Source organism: Qipengyuania marisflavi (assembly GCF_005884405.1).
GTDB lineage: Bacteria > Pseudomonadota > Alphaproteobacteria > Sphingomonadales > Sphingomonadaceae > Qipengyuania > Qipengyuania marisflavi.
In genome coordinates this window covers 65,697-84,280 of the sequence record NZ_VCAO01000004.1, presented here as the reverse complement: position 1 = coordinate 84,280, position 18,584 = coordinate 65,697, and the positions used below count along the sequence as shown (strand labels likewise).

At 61.8% G+C, this 18,584-nt stretch carries 17 protein-coding genes and 1 tRNA gene; 8 read left to right on the top strand and 10 right to left on the bottom strand.

From position 1 onward, the window contains the following. Nucleotides 1-19: 19 nt before the first annotated feature. The 3 genes from FEV51_RS13150 to FEV51_RS09680 are packed head-to-tail and all read right to left on the bottom strand — an operon-like array spanning nt 20 to nt 2,706. Nucleotides 20-169, bottom strand: coding sequence for a hypothetical protein (locus FEV51_RS13150; protein WP_171033092.1), 150 nt, complete (start codon nt 167-169; stop codon nt 20-22). Nucleotides 170-216: 47 nt separating this feature from the next. Then, nucleotides 217-1,392: a glycosyltransferase family 87 protein gene (locus FEV51_RS09685; protein WP_138618383.1), complete on the bottom strand. Its 1,176-nt coding sequence runs from the start codon at nt 1,390-1,392 to the stop codon at nt 217-219. A 42-nt stretch (nt 1,393-1,434) separates the two neighbouring features. Further along, a complete protein-coding gene (locus FEV51_RS09680; protein ID WP_138618381.1) occupies nt 1,435-2,706 on the bottom strand; it encodes a metal-dependent hydrolase family protein in 1,272 nt (423 codons plus the stop codon). A gap of 250 nt (nt 2,707-2,956) precedes the next feature. Between FEV51_RS09680 and FEV51_RS09675 the strand changes: the two genes are divergently transcribed. Then, on the top strand, nt 2,957-3,934 hold the full coding sequence (locus FEV51_RS09675) for a hypothetical protein (protein WP_138618379.1): 978 nt from the start codon (nt 2,957-2,959) through the stop codon (nt 3,932-3,934). 25 nt (nt 3,935-3,959) lie between these two features. Here the strand turns inward: FEV51_RS09675 and FEV51_RS09670 are convergent, their stop codons facing one another. After that, complete coding sequence (locus tag FEV51_RS09670; protein ID WP_138618377.1) at nt 3,960-4,832, bottom strand: MipA/OmpV family protein; 873 nt, start codon at nt 4,830-4,832, stop codon at nt 3,960-3,962. 117 nt (nt 4,833-4,949) lie between these two features. Between FEV51_RS09670 and crtY the strand changes: the two genes are divergently transcribed. Genes crtY through FEV51_RS09645 form a run of 5 tightly spaced genes read left to right on the top strand, consistent with a single transcriptional unit; the run spans nt 4,950 to nt 11,162 of the window. Continuing rightward, complete coding sequence (gene crtY / locus FEV51_RS09665; RefSeq protein ID WP_138618376.1) at nt 4,950-6,137, top strand: lycopene beta-cyclase CrtY; 1,188 nt, start codon at nt 4,950-4,952, stop codon at nt 6,135-6,137. Further along, nucleotides 6,134-7,669, top strand: coding sequence for a phytoene desaturase (locus FEV51_RS09660; RefSeq protein ID WP_138618374.1), 1,536 nt, complete (start codon nt 6,134-6,136; stop codon nt 7,667-7,669). The genes crtY and FEV51_RS09660 overlap by 4 nt, the downstream gene beginning before the upstream one ends. An 8-nt stretch (nt 7,670-7,677) precedes the next feature. Beyond that, nucleotides 7,678-8,259, top strand: coding sequence for an LOG family protein (locus FEV51_RS09655; protein ID WP_138618513.1), 582 nt, complete (start codon nt 7,678-7,680; stop codon nt 8,257-8,259). A gap of 29 nt (nt 8,260-8,288) precedes the next feature. After that, entirely contained in the window at nt 8,289-9,275 is a 987-nt protein-coding gene (locus tag FEV51_RS09650; protein WP_171033091.1) for a phytoene/squalene synthase family protein, read from the top strand. Nucleotides 9,276-9,311: 36 nt separating this feature from the next. Further along, nucleotides 9,312-11,162, top strand: a complete 1,851-nt coding sequence (locus tag FEV51_RS09645) for an acetyl/propionyl/methylcrotonyl-CoA carboxylase subunit alpha (protein WP_138618370.1) — start codon at nt 9,312-9,314, stop codon at nt 11,160-11,162. 86 nt (nt 11,163-11,248) lie between these two features. On the opposite strand, the gene FEV51_RS09640 is transcribed toward FEV51_RS09645, so the two are convergent. Next, the gene (locus FEV51_RS09640; protein WP_138618368.1) at nt 11,249-12,529 is read right to left on the bottom strand and encodes a multidrug effflux MFS transporter; all 1,281 of its coding nucleotides are present in this window, start codon (nt 12,527-12,529) and stop codon (nt 11,249-11,251) included. A 67-nt stretch (nt 12,530-12,596) separates the two neighbouring features. On the opposite strand from FEV51_RS09640, the gene dinB reads away from it, so the two are divergent. Then, nucleotides 12,597-13,718, top strand: coding sequence for a DNA polymerase IV (gene dinB, locus FEV51_RS09635; RefSeq protein WP_138618366.1), 1,122 nt, complete (start codon nt 12,597-12,599; stop codon nt 13,716-13,718). Here dinB and FEV51_RS09630 read toward each other — a convergent pair. The 5 genes from FEV51_RS09630 to FEV51_RS09610 all read right to left on the bottom strand — a co-directional run bounded on the left by FEV51_RS09630 (nt 13,715) and on the right by FEV51_RS09610 (nt 16,938). Beyond that, nucleotides 13,715-14,185: an NUDIX domain-containing protein gene (locus FEV51_RS09630; protein WP_138618364.1), complete on the bottom strand. Its 471-nt coding sequence runs from the start codon at nt 14,183-14,185 to the stop codon at nt 13,715-13,717. The two genes, dinB and FEV51_RS09630, sit on opposite strands and share 4 nt — an antisense overlap. Beyond that, nucleotides 14,173-14,793 (bottom strand): 6-phosphogluconolactonase, encoded by a 621-nt coding sequence (locus FEV51_RS09625; RefSeq protein ID WP_138618362.1) that lies wholly within the window; start codon nt 14,791-14,793, stop codon nt 14,173-14,175. Before FEV51_RS09625 ends, FEV51_RS09630 begins: the two co-directional genes overlap by 13 nt. A gap of 55 nt (nt 14,794-14,848) precedes the next feature. Next, nucleotides 14,849-15,412 carry a TMEM165/GDT1 family protein gene (locus FEV51_RS09620; protein ID WP_171033090.1) on the bottom strand — a complete coding sequence of 188 codons (564 nt, stop codon included), beginning with the start codon at nt 15,410-15,412 and terminating at the stop codon, nt 14,849-14,851. 13 nt (nt 15,413-15,425) lie between these two features. Further along, entirely contained in the window at nt 15,426-16,763 is a 1,338-nt protein-coding gene (locus FEV51_RS09615) for an alkaline phosphatase PhoX (protein WP_138618358.1), read from the bottom strand. A 101-nt stretch (nt 16,764-16,864) separates the two neighbouring features. Beyond that, nucleotides 16,865-16,938: transfer RNA gene (locus FEV51_RS09610), tRNA-Gly, on the bottom strand. A gap of 145 nt (nt 16,939-17,083) precedes the next feature. Here FEV51_RS09610 and FEV51_RS09605 point away from each other — a divergent pair. After that, a complete protein-coding gene (locus tag FEV51_RS09605) occupies nt 17,084-18,580 on the top strand; it encodes a CoA-acylating methylmalonate-semialdehyde dehydrogenase (RefSeq protein WP_138618356.1) in 1,497 nt (498 codons plus the stop codon). Nucleotides 18,581-18,584 lie beyond the last annotated feature (4 nt).

Genomic DNA, 18,584 nt, shown 5'->3' with positions numbered 1-18,584 from the left:
GCGGATTAACTCTAAACTGTCAGCGGGCGCCAAACAGGCGGGCCAGAAAACCCGGCTGTTCCATCGGCAGGATCTTGCCGTGATGCTGATGGCGCAGCGAGGCATCGCTATAGGGTTTCGGATTCACCCAGCGATCGGGGCGGCTGCTGTGAAATGACAGGCTGGACATAATGGTCTCCTAAAAACTTCACCCCCCGGTGATGCCCCTAATAATACCTATCCTGCCGTTTGGGTTCCCGCGCCGCGTCCTGCTTGTCCCGGCGCGGGACGCGTCCAGACCAGCGCCAGCAGCGCCAGCGCCGCCAGCGGCATCAAATTGACCCCCAGCGGCAACGCCGCCGCGCGGGTGGCATATGGCGCAAAATACAGCGCGACCAATGCCAGTTTTTCATAGGGCCGAAACCCGTGATCAAGACCCTGACGCACCAGCCACAAAGTCGGGAAAATCAGCAACGGCAAATCGTAATTGAACAGATAGGGTGACGCCAGCGCAGTGGCTGCCAGCAGCGCCGCCCCCGCCGCCTGCACATCGCCGGAAAACCGCCGCCACGCCAGCACTGCCGCAGCCAATGCAATCAGCAGCGAAAGCGCGCCCAATATCCGCGCGGCAGTCTCACCAAACAGCAACCTTCCCTGCGAATAGAAAGTGCTCATCCGCAGGAAGAAATCAGCGTTATCCAGCTGCATCAACAGCGCACTGGCCTCCCAGCTTCGCATATAGCCCAGCACGGTGGCGGTCCCGAAGGCCAGCCACGATACGCCCAGCAGGCCAATCGCGGTGACTCCAGCCCCTACAAAGGCCCGCCACCGCCCGCCAGCAGCCAGCCAGAACGGCGCAAGTACCGCCAGATGCGGCTTGATCACCAAGGCTCCGATCGCCGCTCCCGACCAATTGGGACGGCGGCTAAGCTCGGTGGCGGCAAACACCAGCAGCGCACCGGTCAGCAGCCCGTTCTGTGCGTGCCCTGCCGCCAACAAGGCACCCGGCCACGCCAGTACCAGCGGCCACAGGCGCGAGAAGGCGCGGATGCTGGCCCATGCCCACAGCGCCCAGGTCACGGCAACCCAGGCGATCCAGGCAATCGGGAACGGCAACATCCCAAATGGGGCCACAGCGAACAGGAAAGGCGGCGGATTGACGAAGGCAAACCAGCCCTGCGATCCGGTGGCGGTCTGCACCCGCTCCTGCACCGCCAGATCATAGGCGGCTGCCGGATCGCCCGCCGCCGTAACCTGCCCTGCCCCCCAGAACGCCAGAAAATCGGTGCCGTCCGGTCCCATCGCCTTGAGGTAGGAATTCACCAGCAGCGCCAGCGCCGCCAGCGCCACCAGCACCGCATAGCCGCGCACCCGCTCCCGCGTCAGCCAGTCTGCATCGCGCAGGAATGTCACAGCTGCCGCGCCCTTTCCCGTATTGCCAGCCGTCGCCGGCAATTATTCGATTACCCGGCCACGCGCCATCACCCAATCGACGTTTTCGAGAATGGTAATATCGTCGAGCGGATTGCCATTCACCGCAATGATATCCGCCGAATAACCGGGAGCAAGTCGGCCGATCTGGTTTTCCATCTGCAGCACTTTGGCGGCGGCAGTGGTGGCGCTGGCCAATGCCTGACGGTCGGACATTCCTTGTTCGCGCATCAGGCGAAATTCGCCCGCATTGCGTCCGTGCTCGAACACTCCGGCATCAGTCCCGAAGGCGATCGGCACGCCCCATTTCAGCGCCTTGCCCATGAACACCCGCGCGGTTTCGGCAACTGCGCGGATCTTGTCTTCGACCACCGGGGTGTAGATGCCTTTGCCCAGCCGTTCGGTCACGCCCTTGAACGCCATCAGCGTGGGGACCAGCACAGTGCCGCGCTCCTTCATCGCCCGCGCCGCAGCCTCGTCGATATAGGTGCCGTGTTCGATGGTATCGATGCCCGAACGCGCTGCCGCCTTGATCCCGCGCGCACCATGTGCGTGCGCCATAACCTTGAGGCCCAGCGTATGCGCGGTATCGGCGATGGCGGTCATTTCATCCGATGTGAAATGCGCCTCCAGCCCCCTGCCCTGCTGGCTCAGCACGCCGCCTGTGGCGGTGATCTTGATGACATCCGAACCGTTCTGGCTGGCGCGGCGCACTTTCTGGGTACATTCCACCACGCCGGTGCAGGAAAAACCGGAATTGAGCACCTCGTTGATCTTGGGCCGGAAGCCAGAGACATCACCGTGTCCGCCAACAATCGCCAGCGGCGACCCTGCCGCGACAATGCGTGGCCCAGCGACAATGCCCTCGTCAGTACCTCGGCGCAGCACGAATGCTGTCTGTCCGGCACTCCCGGCCTCTCGCACCGTGGTGAAACCCGCACGCGCAGTCAGCCGGGCATTCTTGATGCCGACGACTACACCCCATTCGTCAGGCTCAACCGCCCTACGCCAGAAATCTCCGCCGGGATCGCCGGTCAAGTGGACGTGCAGGTCGATAAGACCCGGCAGCACAGTCTTGCCGGGCAGTTCGACCAGCGTTGCCCCATCGGGCGCATCCTGCCAGCCATCCGCAATCGACGCGATCCGCCCATCAGTAACAGTAATGGTCGCGCGCCCGCTCGGCTGGCTGGCGGCATCGGTCAGCACATGCTCGGCATGGATGACCACCGTTTCAGCGAGCGCAGAGCTTGGCAACAAAATCGAGAAAAGAGCGAGTGCTGACTTGAGGGTCAAAATTTCTTCTCCATAGTTATTGCGGCGTGATGCTCTTCCAGCACAGCGCGGACAAGATCAATTCGCAGATTGCCAATCCGATAAAGCTGAAGTTCAGGAGCATGGGTCGATGCCGCTTATGCCGGATCTTGGTTGTGATATATCTCACGCTGGTCGATAACCCTTCGGCATCTATCGATTAACGCTACCATTTTTATAGGCGCTTCCTCATCAGGGTTACGAAATCGAGTGGGATTTAGGAGTCGACCCAGTCGTGACACGTTCCAAGCAAGCTTTCCGCCACCTCCTTGTCGCCCCAATCTGCGCGGCCATAGCGCTGACAACAGGCCCCGCGCTGAGCCAAGAGGTCACCTCTGCACCCGGCATGGGAGTGCAAACTGAGCAACAGGCAGTCACAGCGCAAAATTCAGACCCAGAAGATTTCAACACGCGTAATGAGGACGAATCCAACTTCATTATCGTTACCGGATATCGCCGGAGCGATGTGCGCGGACATGTCTATGCCGTGTTCGACGTCAATGGCGACCAGATTGACCGGCGCGAAGAGCCGTTTTGTCCACGAGTGGTCAATTTTCCTATCGAATATTTGCCGATCCTGGAAAAGCTGATCCGTGCCAACGCCGCCAAAGCAGGCGTTCCTCTGGCGAGCGAGGACTGTCTCGCCGAAGCATTCGCCATCTTCGCGCGCGATCCGCAGCAATTTACGCAGGCTGTAAGGAAAAAATACCCAACCGCGTTTTCCTCACTCACGCTTGGCGACCAGAAGACCCTAATCGAACAGGACCGACCGGTATACAGTTGGGCGTTAAAGGTTCTGCGTGACAGATTTGGTGGCGATGTCGCGGGTGATCCGCCACAGATCTTCGGGGTAGACATCTCGCGGCTGCATCGCAATGTCCGGCACGATATCGAAGGGACCTATTTGGTCATGGATATCGACCGCACCGCAAACATCACGTTGCAGCAGCTTGCCGACTTCATTTTCCTCAACATGGTGGTCGAGTTCCGTAAGAAGGGAATGGAGAAATCTGCCCCAGATTCGATCCTTCACCTGTTCGATTACGATAACCCGCTCGACGCTCCGCCAGACATGTCGCCAATGGATTTTGCTTTGGTTGAAGCCTTCTATGCGCAGGCGTCAAACGATCGCTCTGCACGAATGCAGCGCAACCGTATTACCGACCATATTATGGCGAAACTTGAAGGCGATGGATTAGTCGCGACGGAATAGCCCACGCGCCCTCAAGCACGGCTGATTAAAACGTGTAGCCGATCCCGGCGCCGACAAAGAACTGGTCTGCGCTGCCGCGAATGCTGGTGAATGGGGTGCGCTTGGCGTCGTTCAGCAGCCGCGAATAGCCGCCGATGGCGAACAGCGCCGCGCCGCCATTGGTGACATTGCCGTCCAGATCGTAACCCACCAACAAGTTTACGCCCATGCTCTCGAACCCGCCCTTAGCCTGATAACCTGGCAGCGTGTCGGCGGGCAGCAGGGTGTTCAGCACCGGGACCGAGTAATAATAATCGGCATAATCATCGTCGACATGGTTGGCGGACAGTGACAGCGACACCGCCACGCCCCTGCTGAGCGGAGTGAAATAGGCGACCGATGGCGATACTGTCATGCCCTTGTGCGCGCCCGCCACATCCCACAGCGCATCCACATTGAAGCTGAGGCTGTCATAGGGGTTCAGCAGGCCGGGGAATTTGACGCCGAAGGTTGGGCCAACCTCGATGGCGGTATCCTTTTCGCCGTACAGCTTGACCACCGGATCCTTGATCTGGGACGCGCGATTGCGGTTCATCTTGGCGGCGATGCCTGCAGAAAAGGCAATCTGACCATCTTCGTCGGGGATGAAATCAAGCGCCAGCCCTGCGGGGCGTGGGTTGAACGACACGCCGCCGAACGAACCCTGGATCAGCGGGATCGGTGAAAACACATAATCGTCCGACCCGCGATAGCTGGTGCTGTAAGCTCCGCCGATACCGACCGTCAGCCAGTCACCATCGAATACCGTCCCTTCATAGCTGTCGGGCGTGGTTTCGCTATTGCCAGCTTCCTGCGCGGCGAGCGGCGCCGAAATTGCGATAAGCGCGAGCGCTGCGGCGCCTGAAAATGCTGACTTCATGATGCTTCCCCTGATGATCCTGTGCCCGCGTAAACCCGCGCGGGTGACGCCCGTTCCTTTGACGTACCACATATAGGGCGATTGCCCGAGCCGCTCCACCCCCCTAAGCCGATTGTGATGAACAGACGAACAGTGGATCTGGCGATCGTCGGCGGCGGACTTGCAGGCGGGCTCATCGCGCTGGCAATCCAGCGCGCCTGTCCGCAAATGTCGCTCGCATTGTTTGACGCTGGAGAGCAACTGGGCGGCAATCACCGCTGGAGCTGGTTCTCCAGCGATCTGGATGCGGCTGGCAGTACGCTGATGGGCGATTTTGCCACACGTGACTGGCAGACGGGCAATGCAGTCCGCTTTCCGGCACATGACCGGGAGCTGGCCGCCAATTATCGCTCGCTGGCCAGCTGTGATTTTGATGCCGCTTTGCGCCGCATTCTGCCAACATCGGCAATCTGCACTGCACAGCGCGTTTCCTCTCTGGATGCGGACGGTTTGGAGATGGCGAATGGCGAGCGTGTGAGCGCCCAGCGCGTAATTGATTGCCGCACGTTCGAGCCTACCCGGCACCTGACGGGGGGCTGGCAAGTCTTCCTTGGCCGACATCTGCGCACCAAAACGCCGCATGGTGTGGAGCGCCCAATCATCATGGATGCCGATGTGGCGCAGCACGGCGCTTATCGGTTTGTCTATACACTGCCGCTGGCGGCGGATGAGCTTTTCGTCGAGGACACCTATTACGCGGACCACCCCGATCTGGATGCCACAGTGCTGTCACAGCGCATTGACGCATATAGTCATGCCAATGGCTGGGTGGGTGAGGAAATCGGGCGCGAGACAGGCGTTCTGCCCGTTATCACGGGAGGCGATTTTTCCGCCTATCGCCAGCAGATCGCCATCCCGGGCGTCGCAATCGCCGGGGCGCGAGGCGGCTTCTCCCACCCGCTGACCAGCTATACCGTCCCGATTGCCGTCCGCACTGCATTGCTTATCGCGCGCAATGCAGATTTGTCCGGGCCCGAATTGGCTTCATTGGTTGAGAGGGAGGCCACAAAGCATTGGCAAGCCACGCGGTTTTATCGCTTTTTGGGACAAATGTTGTTCGGTGCGGGCGCGCCGGAGGATCGCTTTCGCATCTTCGAGCGTTTCTATCGCCTACCCGAACCGCTGATCGAGCGTTTTTACGCCGCTCGCTCGACCACAGGGGACAAGCTGCGCATTCTGGCCGGGAAACCCCCGGTTCCGATTGCTGGTGCCATCCGCGCCTTGCTTGGCAACCAGCCGCCGCTGGTCCATGAGGAAAATCAATGACCGCGCATACGACGATTCCTCACCCCAATCCCTCTGCAACCGCCCCTACCGGCAAAACTGCGTGCGTGGTTGGCAGCGGGTTTGGCGGGCTGGCGCTGGCCATACGCCTGCAATCCGGCGGCATAGCCACCACGCTGGTCGAAGCGCGCGACAAGCCGGGCGGCCGCGCCTATTTCTGGGAGCGGGACGGCTTTACCTTCGATGCCGGCCCCACAGTTATTACCGACCCCGATTGCCTGAAAGAATTGTGGGCGCTTTCGGGACATGATCTGGCCGAAGATGTAGAATTGATGCCGGTTACGCCGTTTTACCGGCTCAACTGGCCCGACGGCACCAATTTCGATTACTCCAATGACGAGGAACAGCTGTTCCGCGAAATCGCGCAGCTCAACCCCGCCGATGTGGCCGGATACCAGCGCTTCCTGGAATATTCCGCCGCAGTTTACGAAGAAGGCTACGTCAAGCTGGGCCATGTGCCCTTCCTTGATTTCAAATCCATGCTGAAAGCCGCGCCCGCGCTGGCCAAGCAGCAGGCCTGGCGCAGTGTCTATTCGATGGTCAGCAGCTTTGTCGAAAGCGAAAAGCTGCGCGAGGCGCTGTCGTTTCACACCCTACTGGTCGGCGGCAATCCGATGAAGACCAGTTCAATCTACGCGCTGATCCACAAGCTGGAAAAGGATGGCGGCGTGTGGTGGGCCAAGGGCGGTACCAACCAATTGGTGGCAGGCATGGTCCGCCATTTCGAGCGGCTGGGCGGCACCATGCGGATGGGCGATCCGGTCACGCAGATCCACACCGTGGGCAAGCGCGCAACCGAGGTGGAAACCCATTCCGGATGGCGCCAGCGCTTCGATGCAGTCGCCAGCAATGCCGACATCATGCACAGTTACAAGGATCTGCTCGCCGGGTCCAAGCGCGGGGCAGATTATGCCAAATCCTTGGCGAAGAAGAGCTTCAGCCCCAGCCTGTTCGTCGTCCATTTCGGCCTGAAGGGCAGTTGGCCCGGCATTCCGCATCACATGATCCTGTTCGGACCGCGCTATAAGGAATTGCTGGAGGATATTTACGACCACGGCGTGCTGCCAGCCGATTTCTCGGTCTATCTGCACCATCCTACGGTTACGGACCCCTCAATGGCGCCCGAAGGGATGAGCACTTTTTATGCGCTGGTTCCAGTCGCCCACATGGGCAAGTTGTCGGTCGATTGGGAAGAGATGGGGCCAGTGCTGGAAAAGCGCATTCTGGACGAGGTCGAGCGGCGGCTGATCCCTGATTTGCATGACCGCATCGTCACCAAATTCCATTACGCCCCGCGCGATTTCGCGATGGACCTCAATGCGCATCTTGGCAGCGCGTTCAGCCTTGAACCGTTGCTGACCCAGAGCGCATGGTTTCGCGGCCACAACCGCGACGATGTGATCGACAATTTCTATCTTGTCGGCGCCGGAACGCATCCCGGTGCGGGCATCCCCGGCGTGGTGGGCAGTGCCAAGGCAACCGCAGGACTGATGCTGGAGGATCTGGCAGTATGAGCCGAAAGTTGCAGCGCCTTGCAGTCTATTGCGGTTCGGCATCGCCCGATGATCCGCGTTTTATCCAGCTGGGGTATGATGTCGGTGCCGGTCTGGCCGAACGCGGCATCGGCGTGGTGTATGGCGGCGGCAAGCTGGGCCTGATGGGCGCTGTGGCGCGCGGCGCGCTGGATGCCGGGGGCGAAGTTATCGGCGTCATTCCCGAAGCGCTCGCCAATTCAGAAGTCGCCAATCACGATTGCACCGAATTGCACACCGTCACCGGGATGCACCAGCGCAAGCAGTGCTTTACCGATCTGTCATGCGGCTTCGTTACTATCCCCGGCGGCGTGGGGACGATGGACGAGCTGTGGGAAGCGGTCAGCTGGGCGCAGCTGGGCTACCATCAAAAGCCGGTCGGCCTGCTCAATGCCTTTGGTTTTTACGACCACCTGATTGCCTTTAACCGCCACATGGCCGAAGTCGGTTTTGTCCGTAAGGCGCATCAGGGGATCATCCTTTCCGACACCGCGTTAACCGGACTTCTCGACAAAATGTCAGCCTATGAACCCCATACGCCGATTTTTCAGATGAAGGCAGCAGAGCTCTGACTACCGAGCGTCCTTTAACCACCCGGCATATGCGCCACACGCTGGCCCGCGCGGGCGGCGGGCGCGAACGTACGTCACTGGTCGCCGAATCGCTCGACGCGATCGAGAAAGGCTCGCACAGCTTCTCCACCGCGTCGAAGCTGTTTGACCGCACCACACGCGAGCGCGCCTGGCTGCTCTATGCCTGGTGCCGCCGCTGTGACGATATTGCCGACAACCAGGACAAGGGCGGGCCATTGGGCGCACAGGGCGATTTGAAAAGCGCCGAGGACCGCGTGCAGGCGATCCGCGTGCTGACCCGCCGCGCCTTCGAACAGCAGCCCACTGCCGATCCGGCGTTCGACGGCTTTGGCCTGGTCGCTGACGAATGCGGGCTGACGATGGAAATGGCGGGCGACGTGATCGGCGGGTTTGGCATGGACGCCACCGGCTGGCGGCCACGCACCGAAAGCGACATGCTGCGCTATTGCTATCACGTGGCGGGCGCCGTTGGCATTATGATGGCCAAGATCATGGGCGTGCCCGAAAGTGACGGCGAAACACTGGACCGTGCATGTGATCTGGGCATCGCTTTCCAGATCGCCAATATTGCGCGCGACATTGTCGAAGATGCCGATGGCGGGCGCTGCTATCTTCCCGCCGAATGGCTGGCGGAAAAGGGCCTCGATACAGGCGAGCATGCGCTGGAAGAAAACCGGTTCATACTGGCCAGCCTGATGCCGCGCCTGGTTGCGATGATGGAAAAATATGAAGCTGCAGCAAAATTGGGCACCCGGCAGCTTGCCTTTCGCCAGCGCTGGGCGATCCTGTCCGCAGCGCGCATCTATGGCGCGATTGGCCGCAAGGTGCTGAACCGCGGCCAGCTGGCATGGGACCGCCGCGTGGTGGTGCCGCGCCATGAAAAGCTGGGTCACGTCACCGCCGCCTTCTTCGAAGCAATGGCCAACAGCCCCAGCGGCCCCAAGGAACCGATCCTGTGGAGCCGTCACGACTATCGCCCGGTTGCTGGCTGGTAGCTTGAAGCGCGCCGCAGCTAAGGCTAGCGCTGCGGCATGATAACAAAGCTCTTGATTGCCAATCGCGGCGAAATCGCCTGCCGGATCATCCGCACCGCCCGCAGCATGGGTATCGTCACCGTCGCGGTCTTTTCGGATGCTGATGCCAAGGCATTGCACGTGCGCTCCGCTGACGAGTCCGTGCACATCGGCCCCTCCCCGGCCGCCGAAAGCTATCTGGTGAGCGAAAAGATCATCGCCGCTGCCAAGGATACTGGCGCGCAGGCGATCCACCCCGGTTACGGCTTCCTGTCTGAAAACGCCGATTTTGCGCAAAGCGTCATCGACGCCGGGCTGATCTGGGTTGGCCCGAAACCCGACAGCATTCGCGCAATGGGCCTGAAAGACGCCGCCAAGGAGCGGATGATCGCCGCGGGCGTGCCCGTGACACCGGGCTATCTGGGCGAGGACCAGTCAGTCGAACGACTGAAGCAGGAGGCCGAAACCATCGGTTATCCCGTGCTGATCAAAGCGGTGGCAGGCGGCGGCGGCAAGGGTATGCGCAAGGTTGAAAAAGCGGCGGATTTCGAAGCCGATCTGGAAAGCTGCCGGCGCGAGGCCAAGGCCAGTTTCTCCAACGACGAGGTATTGCTCGAAAAGTGGATCACCTCGCCCCGCCATATCGAAGTGCAGGTGTTCGGCGACAGCCACGGCAATGTCGTCCACCTGTTCGAACGCGATTGCTCGCTCCAGCGCCGCCACCAGAAAGTGATCGAGGAAGCCCCGGCCCCCGGCATGGACGAGGCCACCCGCGAAGAAATCTGCGCTGCCGCCGTGCGCGCCGCCAAGGCGGTCGACTACGAGGGCGCGGGCACGATCGAATTCATCGCCGACGCCAGCGAAGGCCTGCGCGCCGACCGCATCTTCTTCATGGAAATGAACACCCGCCTCCAGGTCGAGCACCCGGTGACCGAGGAGATTACCGGGGTGGACCTGGTGGAATGGCAATTACTCGTCGCGGGTGGGGAGGCGATCCCGCTCAAGCAGGAGGAGCTCTTCATCGACGGCCATTCAATCGAGGCACGCCTCTATGCGGAGGACCCGGCGAAGGGGTTCTTGCCGAGTACGGGGCGGTTAGACATTTTGGATTTCGAGGAATTCGACGGCGTCCGCATCGAAACCGGAGTGGAAGAAGGGGACACGATTTCCCCATTCTACGATCCCATGATTGCCAAGCTTGTCGCGCACGGTGTCGATCGCATCGATGCCATTCAGAGACTGCTGGATGTGATCGACGAAACGAGCATTTATCCTGTCAGGACGAACGCCTATTTCCTCAACAATGCACTTGCATGCGGCCAGTTTGTCGACGGCGATCTGGATACCGGACTAATCGAAAGAGAAGCCGATACGCTGCTTGTGGAGCCTGAACCCGAAGAGGAAATGCTCGCCGAAGCCGCTATGGGGCTTTCGAGTGTCACGAACCAATTCGGGTTTCGCCTTAACAAAACCGAACCCTTGCGAGGATGGTTCAATGTGAACGGTCAGCCGACGGAAATTCCCTTGTACGGCGAATGCCCGGACGAAGGGGCTGATTTCGCTGTCGTTACCGAGCAAGGCAAAACGTGGGTCGTGACTCCTTGGCGCGAAGAGGGCGGTCACCACTCCGCCGCCGACGGTGCCATCCTCGCACCGATGCCGGGCAAGGTCATCGCGGTCGATGTGGCGGAAGGGCAGGCGGTCACTGCAGGCCAGCGGCTGATGGTGCTCGAGGCGATGAAGATGGAGCACGCGCTCACCGCGCCGTTCGACGGGACCGTGACCGAGCTTTCCGCTGTGACAGGCGGGCAGGTGCAGGTCGAGGCGGTGCTGGTGGTGGTAGAACCCGCCAAGCAGGACGAAGCATAACTTCCCCTAACTTCTTGGGAGAGGATTGAGGGGTGGGTGTACCCAAGCCAGCGGCCCCTTCCCTCAAGAGAAAGGAATAAGCCGCGCTACATTTCGTCCGCTACCGGCTCACCGAAGAGTTTACCGTTTTCGCTGAACAGCACCAGTGCCAGGCTCAGGATCGCTGCGACCAGCAACGCCGCTGCCAAGGGCCGCGCGGTGCCATCATAGGTATAGCCGATCGACGCCCCCAGAACCGCCCCGGTGGTCATCCGCAAGAAGCTTTGCGCCGAGCTGGCAGCACCTGCGATATGGCGGAACGGCTGCATCGCAATCGATCCGAAGTTGGCACCGATAAATCCCAGCAGGCTCATATTCGCCGCCATCAGCGGGACAAAAGTCCACAGTGTTTCGTTCGGCTGGCTGGCGAACCACAATTGCGCCGCTGACACGATGATAAACGCGAACAGCGCGATATGGCTGACCCGCCGCGCGCCGAACCGTTCTACAATCCGCGAATTTGACCAATTGGCGATGGCCATACAGCCTGCACAGATCGCGAAGATCAGCGGAAACCTGTCGCCTGCGCCAAAGGCTTCACCGATCAGCTGCTGGCTGGAATTGATGAAGCCGAACAAGCCGCCGAACACCAGCGCGCTGGCCATCGTGTAACCGATGGTCTGGCGCAGGGTGACCGCGCTGCGCATATTGCGCGCGATGGGGCTCAGGCGGATTTCCTGCCGGTCTTCCTCATGCAGCGTTTCGGGCAGGCGGATATACACCCATGCGGTCATCGCCACGCCTGCCGCAGCCATCGCCACGAAAATCCAGCGCCAATCGCCAAACAACTGCAGAATACCCTGACCGATGCTGGGCGCAATGGCGGGGACCAGCAGGAAAATCACGAAGATCAGGCTCATCATGCGGGCCATTTTATCGCCCCCTACCCGGTCACGAATAATCGCCGGTGGCAGCGCGATAATGCCTGCGGCACAGAAGCCCTGCACCGCGCGCAGCACCACCAGGCTGCTAAAGCTGGTCGCCATCGCGCAGGCAATCGACAGCCCGATATACAGCGCCAGCGCGGTGAACAGTACCGGGCGGCGGCCATAACGGTCGGCAAAAGCACCGGGCACCAGAGTGCCAAGCCCTGCCGCCAGCAGATAAGCGCCCACCACGAACTGACGGCTGTTACCAGCAGCGCCCAGATCGCCCGCCACATTGTCCAGCGCGGGTAGAATCGCGTCGATACCAAAGGCATTGAGCGCCATCAGCAGCGCCATCATCCAGATCAGCTCACGCTCCCCAATCGGCGCACGGTTCGCGGCGGCGGCGGGGGGACGCCGACCTTCCAGCGGTTCACCGCTCGACAGAGGTTCTTTTCGCATATGCACAAAAGCTGCGGTGCAGCGAACGGTTCCGATTTGCAACCCGGCGGGGTATTGAGGCGGCGAAATGAGCGCAGACCACGATCATACCGGTGACGATGAGGAGGCCGACGGCCTGCGCAAGATCATCCATGTCGATATGGATGCCTTTTTCGCCAGCGTCGAACAGCGCGACAACCCTGAATTGCGCGGGAAGCCGGTGGCGGTGGGCGGGTCATCGGGGCGCGGCGTTGTGGCTGCCGCCAGCTATGAAGCGCGCAAATTCGGCGTGCGCAGCGCGATGCCATCGGTCACCGCCAAGCGGCTGTGCCCCGATTTGATTTTCTGCAAGAGCCGCTTTGAAGCCTATCGTGAAGCCAGCCAGCAAATCCGCGCGGTGTTCCGTCATCACACCGAACTGGTTGAACCGCTCAGCCTGGACGAGGCCTATCTGGATGTGACCGAGGACAAGCTGGGCATCGGCTCGGCCACCCGCATCGCCGAACTCATCCGTCAGGAAATCCGCGCCAAGACGCGGCTGACCGCGAGCGCGGGTGTCAGCTACAACAAATTCCTCGCCAAGATCGCCAGCGACCAGAACAAGCCCGATGGCCTGTGCGTCATCCGGCCCGGCGAAGGTGCCGATTTCGTCGCCCGCCTGCCGATCCGGCGGTTCCATGGCGTAGGGCCGAAAGGAGCGGAAAAGATGGCCCGGCTGGGTATCGAAACCGGTGGCGATCTGGCGGCCAAGGACGCGGCTTTCCTGCGCGCAAATTTCGGCAGCTTTGCCGATTATCTGTATCGCGCTGCGCGCGGTATCGACCTGCGCCCGGTCCGCGCCAGCCGGATCCGCAAATCGGTGGGCGGTGAGCGGACGTTTCATCAGGATCTGTCCACTGGCAGCGAACTGCGCGCCACGCTGGAAGACATTATCGAGATTGTGTGGACCAGCATCGAACGGGCCGAAGCCAACGGGCGCACCGTGACCCTGAAGCTGAAATACAATGATTTCCAGATTATGAGCCGCGCGAAAACTGCGCCGCGCGTAATAGCCGATAGAGGGGAATTTGCCGCGATGGCGCGCGGTCTGCTGGAAGAGGTCCTGCCGCTGCCGATGCCGATCCGGCTGATGGGGCTGGCGCTATCGAAGCTGGAAAGCGCGGAGCAGGCGGAGGATGCGCGGCCAGATGCGCAATTGTCGCTGCTCTAGCTCTTGCGCGCCTGCCACAGTTTCAGCCGCGTGCGGGTTTGCTCGCCCAGCGGCTCGGGCAGTGAATGCGTGGGGAAAAACCGCGCTTCAATAATTTCGCGTCCATCAGGCTTGGGCATATCGTCCACTACACCTTCGAAAATATGCGCAGTATGCGGCGCACCGGACAGCTCTTCCTCAAGCAAGCCGACCAGCCGCAACCCATCAATGTCGCAGCCGGTTTCCTCAAGCAATTCGCGCTTTGCAGCCGCTTCAGCTGTCTCACCGCGTTTCAGCCCGCCGCCGGGGAAATACCATGCGGGCGGGCCATAGCTGTGCCGCACCAGCAATATCTGTCCGTCGAAATCACGCCCGATCACGCTCACCCCCTCAACCGGGCTCTTACGGATCAGGCGCCAGCGATTGCGCAGGACATAAGCGGTTCGCAGCGCGATCTGGTGCAGCGGTTTGGGGATCAGGTGAAACATGTAACAGCTTGTTTAGCGGCACCGATCAGACGGGCAACCGGCAAATCGCTCTGCCCGGCGGCGGCCTGATTAAACGCCGCGCGCTTGTCTGCCCCGCGAATGACGAACACGATTGCATCGGAATTCAGCAGCGCTGGCAAGGTCAGGCTGACGCGGTCGAACGGTGCCTCTGGCGGAAGGGGATCGGGGGTCAGCCGCAGGATGCTGAGCGGTTCGTCCAGCTGGGGATCGGTGTTGGGAAACAGCGAGGCGATGTGCCCGTCCGCGCCCATGCCCAGCCACGCCAAATCGAAATGCGGCACCTGCTCCATCACACTTAAAGTCACGACCTCGGCCCCCGCAGGCTCCAGCAGAGCGCGCAATTTGCCGGTGTTGGAAGCGGGATGGTCTTCGGGCACCACACGGTCATCATTGGGCCACACAACCAGCCGCGACCAGTCCAGATCGTGGGTCAGCAAGTGCTCGATAATCGGGAACGGGGTTGATCCGCCCGGCACAGTAATCGTAATCGGTCCATCGCGCGCAGCGAGTATCTTCGCCAGATACGCGCCCAGCCATTCGGCAATCTGGTCGGTCCCTGCGTCTTCGATGATGGTTGGTCGTGTCATTTCCGCCGCATAGCAGAAAAGCCGCGCGCGCCTATCCCGGCAGGGCTGATCCGCATCACCCCGCGATTCCCCGCGCGCTCAGGCCAAGATATATCGCGGGCAGCAGCAACAGCGCCGCGAAGCCCAGCCGCATGGCGCGCAGCGGCAGCCGCGCTTCCAGTTCGCTGCCCATCGCCCAGCCCACTGCCACCGCCGCCGCCCCGCCCAGCGCACCGCCAATGCCCGCCAGAACCGGCGAGGCGAGCACGGCAGAGAAGGCGGCGATCAGGAACCGCGACCCATCGGTCAGCTGCCGCGCGAACAGCACAATAAAGATCGCGCCCAGCGAGCGTGTGGGCTCGGCCGGCGGCTTGCTCTTGTCGGGCCATGCCAGCTCTGCCGCCGCCAGCAGCAGCGCGATGGCAATGAACATCGTCGCCGCATCTTCGGACATGGTGGCTGACAGATAGGCCCCGGCATAGGCCGCGATGGCCGCCGTCAGAACCGCACTCACGATGCCGACACCCAGCAATGCGGGCGAGGCCCCCAGCGCCGCGCGCAAATAGGCGACCATCTTCTGGTCCCGCGCACCGGCGGCGACCAGAAAGCTACCAACCATTGCAAACAGCAATGCGGTCATGCCGCCGCTGCCTTCAGGCGGCCCACGGCCCGGTGATGGCCAACGTGCGTGTGGGGGCATAGGCGTTGACGAACATGGTGCTGCCATCGGGCGAGAAGCACGCCCCCGCCAGCTCGGTCTGCATGTTCAGGCGCGCCAGATCGAAGCTGCGCCCGTCGGGTGTGATCAGCTTGAGATGGTTGTCGACCACATCGGTATATTGGTCCTCGCACACAATCAGATGGCCGTTGGGGGCCACCACCAGATTGTCGCCATAGTTGAACTGCGCAGCGTTCTCGCTTTCGAAGAACAATTCAAAGCGGTCGTCACGCACACCGCGCCCGGGGACCAGCCGGAAGATCTGGCCAAATTTCGCAAAGCCGCCGCTGGTCGAACAGACATAGACCTCGCCGTCGCCCATATGCATGCCTTCGCCGCGGGCGATGATCGCCCCGCCCTGCGCCGCTGCACGCATCCGCAGATCGTCCTCCGGAGCCTCGACATTGTCCAGATCGATCCAGCGCGCCTTGTAAGCCTGGCGCAGCGGCATCGCCCCGGCCACGGAGTTGCGAGTGTCGGCAATGCCTTCCAGCACCATCGCCTGCAGTTTCCCGCCCGCCGCCAGCCGTCCGGGGCTGTCGGGGAGGAAGCGATACAACGCGCTGTCGGGTCGATCCTCGGTCATATAGACAAGGCCCGTTGCCGGATCGACGCAGGCGGCTTCGTGATTGAAGCGGCCCATGGCCTTTAGCGGCAGCGGATCGATCAGTCCGCCCGCCCTGGCCGGAACTTCGAACACCCAGCCGTGGTGCATGTTCAATTTGTCCGGCGCGATATGCTGGGGTTCGGAGACAAATTCCTCGCAGGTCAGCCAGCTGCCCCAGGGCGTAGTGCCGCCCGCGCAATTGCGGATTGTCCCGCCCAGCGATCGGAACTGGCGTTTGACCGCCAGTGTATCCTTGTCCAGCACCAGTGTGGTTGTCCCGCCCGGCAGGATGAACTGGCCCGCAGCCATGCCATACCCCTTGGCGAAAACGCCGCCGGCATCGTCGGTCGGCACCAGCTCGTGATTGCGCACCAGCGCGATCTCGCCATTGCCGATATCGAAACAGCCCATGCCATCGGCCTTGTCAGGCACCGTCCCGCCATCATCCATTGCCCCGCCCAGACTGGACAGCACGCGGTAGGAAAAGCCCGGCGGCAGGTCGAGCATTCCGGCTGGATCAGGGACCAGCGCCCCATAACCGTCAAAATTGCGCGATGCATCCACCAGCGGCATCGCGCCGCGCGTGGTACAGCCACTGGCGACCAAAGCGGCAAAGGCGCTAGACGTGGCGGTCAGGAAGCGGCGGCGATCAGCGGATAGGTGCATAACAATGTTCCCTCGGCGTGCGGATGGTCGCCAAGCGATAGCAGGCCAAGGGCCGCGTGACAGCCCGCATCGGTAAAGCCACGAAAATTGTCGGGGAACGCTGGAGCGGGTGAAGGGAATCGAACCCTCGTCGTCAGCTTGGGAAGCTGCTGCTCTGCCATTGAGCTACACCCGCGCGGCGCGGGGCCATTTGCCGCAGCGCGCCGTGCGGGTCAACGCGCAAAGTGATGTCACCGGTCTGCTGGCCGCCCACTGCGCGCGCGCCACATGCCCTTGCACCATGCGCCTGCATGGCTAGATGGACCCCAGAGGAGAGTTTCATGCGCACTATCGATCATTTCATTGTCGGCGATGCTGGCGCGCCGACCGGCCGCACGCACAAGGTCTGGAACCCGTCCACAGGCGAGGTCCAGGCCGAGGTGCCGCTGGGCGATGCCGCGCTGCTGGCCCGCGCGGTTGAGACTGCCAAGCAAGTCCAGCCCGCATGGGCGGCCACCAATCCCCAGCGCCGCGCCCGCGTCATGTTCCGCTTCAAGGAGCTGATCGAGGCCAATATGCAGGAGCTGGCCGAGCTGCTGTCGAGCGAGCACGGCAAGGTGATCGATGATGCCAAGGGCGATGTGCAGCGCGGTCTGGAAGTGATCGAATATGCCTGTGGCATACCGCAGGTGCTCAAGGGCGAATATACGCTGGGCGCAGGACCGGGCATCGATGTCTATTCGACCCGTCAGCCGCTGGGCATCGGCGCGGGCATCACGCCGTTCAATTTCCCCGCCATGATCCCGATGTGGATGTTCGGCATGGCAATCGCGGCGGGTAATGCCTTCATCCTCAAACCATCAGAGCGCGATCCCAGCGTGCCGGTGCGGCTGGCCGAACTGTTCCTGGAAGCCGGCGCGCCAGAGGGGCTGCTGCAGGTGGTCCACGGGGACAAGGAAATGGTCGATGCGATTCTGGATCACCCCGATATCGCAGCGGTCAGCTTCGTCGGATCCTCCGACATTGCACATTATGTGTACCGGCGCGGCGTTGCTGCGGGCAAGCGGGTGCAGGCGATGGGCGGCGCGAAGAACCACGGTATCGTCATGCCCGACGCGGATCTCGACATGGTGGTCAATGATCTGGCAGGGGCAGCTTTCGGCAGCGCGGGCGAGCGCTGCATGGCGCTGCCCGTGGTGGTGCCGGTGGGCGAGGATACCGCCGACCGGCTGCGCGAAAAGCTGATCCCGGCGATCGACGCGCTGCGGGTTGGCGTTTCGAACGATCCCGATGCGCATTACGGCCCCGTCGTCACGCCAGAGCACAAGGCGCGGGTCGAGGAATGGATCGACACGGCCGAGGGCGAAGGCGGCGAGATTGTGGTCGATGGCCGCGGCTTCTCTTTGCAGGGCCATGAGAAAGGCTTCTTCATCGGCCCCACGCTGATCGACCGTGTGACGCCCGATATGAAAAGCTATCAGGAAGAAATCTTCGGCCCCGTGCTGCAAATCGTGCGTGCCAGGGATTTCGAAGAGGCGGTGCGCCTGCCCAGCGATCACCAATATGGCAATGGCGTCGCGATCTTCACCCGCAATGGCCACGCCGCGCGTGAATTTGCCAGCCGGGTGAATGTCGGCATGGTCGGCATCAATGTGCCGATCCCGGTGCCGGTGGCCTATCACAGCTTCGGCGGCTGGAAGCGAAGCGCATTTGGCGATACAAACCAGTATGGAACCGAGGGTCTGAAGTTCTGGACCAAGGTCAAGACTGTCACCCAGCGCTGGCCCGATGGCGGCGGTGACGGCAGCAATGCCTTTGTGATCCCGACTATGGGATGAAGGT

Excerpts from the sequence above, each read along its gene's own strand:
- FEV51_RS13150 (WP_171033092.1), bottom strand. The coding sequence starts at position 169 with ATGTCCAGCCTGTCATTTCACAGCAGCCGCCCCGATCGCTGGGTGAAT.
- FEV51_RS09670 (WP_138618377.1), bottom strand. The coding sequence starts at position 4,832 with ATGAAGTCAGCATTTTCAGGCGCCGCAGCGCTCGCGCTTATCGCAATT.
- crtY (WP_138618376.1), top strand. The coding sequence starts at position 4,950 with ATGAACAGACGAACAGTGGATCTGGCGATCGTCGGCGGCGGACTTGCA.
- FEV51_RS09660 (WP_138618374.1), top strand. The coding sequence starts at position 6,134 with ATGACCGCGCATACGACGATTCCTCACCCCAATCCCTCTGCAACCGCC.
- FEV51_RS09650 (WP_171033091.1), top strand. The coding sequence starts at position 8,289 with ATGCGCCACACGCTGGCCCGCGCGGGCGGCGGGCGCGAACGTACGTCA.
- FEV51_RS09645 (WP_138618370.1), top strand. The coding sequence starts at position 9,312 with ATGATAACAAAGCTCTTGATTGCCAATCGCGGCGAAATCGCCTGCCGG.
- FEV51_RS09640 (WP_138618368.1), bottom strand. The coding sequence starts at position 12,529 with ATGCGAAAAGAACCTCTGTCGAGCGGTGAACCGCTGGAAGGTCGGCGT.
- dinB (WP_138618366.1), top strand. The coding sequence starts at position 12,597 with ATGAGCGCAGACCACGATCATACCGGTGACGATGAGGAGGCCGACGGC.
- FEV51_RS09630 (WP_138618364.1), bottom strand. The coding sequence starts at position 14,185 with ATGTTTCACCTGATCCCCAAACCGCTGCACCAGATCGCGCTGCGAACC.
- FEV51_RS09625 (WP_138618362.1), bottom strand. The coding sequence starts at position 14,793 with ATGACACGACCAACCATCATCGAAGACGCAGGGACCGACCAGATTGCC.
- FEV51_RS09620 (WP_171033090.1), bottom strand. The coding sequence starts at position 15,412 with ATGACCGCATTGCTGTTTGCAATGGTTGGTAGCTTTCTGGTCGCCGCC.
- FEV51_RS09615 (WP_138618358.1), bottom strand. The coding sequence starts at position 16,763 with ATGCACCTATCCGCTGATCGCCGCCGCTTCCTGACCGCCACGTCTAGC.
- FEV51_RS09605 (WP_138618356.1), top strand. The coding sequence starts at position 17,084 with ATGCGCACTATCGATCATTTCATTGTCGGCGATGCTGGCGCGCCGACC.